1 protein-coding gene is annotated in these 1,123 nt (G+C 76.5%); it reads right to left on the reverse strand.

Annotation, left to right across the window (positions count from 1 at the left end; translation table 11 throughout):
* Positions 1–61 precede the first annotated feature (61 nt).
* The coding region (locus tag IDM29_RS16795; RefSeq protein ID WP_188037848.1) for an AAA family ATPase at positions 62–1,123 on the reverse strand (1,062 nt) is incomplete at its 5' end.

The raw sequence follows: 1,123 nt of genomic DNA on the forward strand, positions 1-1,123 counted from the left end.
TGCCCGGGCGGTCCCGGCCAGGCCGCGGGCGGGGCGGGCCGTCCGGGTGGGGCCGTAGCGGTCACGCGGCGCCTCCTTGGGCGGTCGGCTCGGTGGGTGCGATCGTCGGCTCGGCGGTCGGTGCGGCGTCGGCGTCGGGGCCCGTGCCGGTCGCGGTGTCGGTCCCCGCGTCGGTCCCGACGGCGAGGGGCTCGTCCGGGCGCTCCTCGAGGTCGCGCGGCAGCAGCAGGCGCAGGTCGTCCGCCGTCGGCTCGGCGACGTCGCGCAGGCGCCAGGCGTGGCGGCCGATGGCGCCCTCGAGCACGTTCCGCGCGAAGCGGCCGTTGCCGAAGCCCTCGCCGCGCGGGGTCGCCGCGAGGATCTCCCGGAACCGCACGAGGCACTCCGGCGTCGGCGTGAAGTCCGCGGCCTCGGCGAGCCGCACGAAGATCGCCTCGAGCTCCTCGTCGGAGTAGTCCGCGAACTGCACCGTCGTGCGGAACCGGCTCTCGAGGCCGGGGTTGCTGTCCACGAAGCGCGCCATGGGACCGGGGTAGCCCGCCACGATCACGACGAGGTCCTCGCGGTGGTCCTCCATCTCCTTGACCAGGGTGTCGACCGCCTCGCGGCCGTACTGGTCGCCGGCGAGCGCGTAGGCCTCGTCGATGAACAGCACCCCGTCGATGGCGCTCGCGACGACCGCCGAGGTCTTGACCGCGGTCTCCCCGAGGTACTGGCCGACGAGCTCGGAGCGGTCGACCTCGACGAGGTGCCCCTTGGCCAGCAGCCCGAGGGCGGCGTAGATGCCGCAGACGAGCCGCGCGACGGTCGTCTTGCCCGTGCCGGGGTTGCCGGTGAAGACGAGGTGCCGCGAGATCGCGGGGGTGCGCAGGCCGTGCGCCGCGCGCAGCTTCTCCATCCGCAGGACGGCGGCCTGCTGGTGCACCTCGCGCTTGACGTCGGTGAGGCCGACGAGCGCGTCGAGCTCGGCCAGGAGCTCCTCGACCGAGCGGCGCTCCGGCTCGGGCTCCGGCTCGGGCTCGGCGGTGCCGGCAGGGGCGGTCCGGACGGCGCCGGGCGCCCCCCGGTCCGCGGTGCCGGGCGCCGTCGGCCCGGCCGCCCCCACCCGGGTCAGGTCCGCGAG

The organism is Actinotalea sp. JY-7885 (assembly GCF_014525465.1).
GTDB lineage: Bacteria > Actinomycetota > Actinomycetes > Actinomycetales > Cellulomonadaceae > Actinotalea.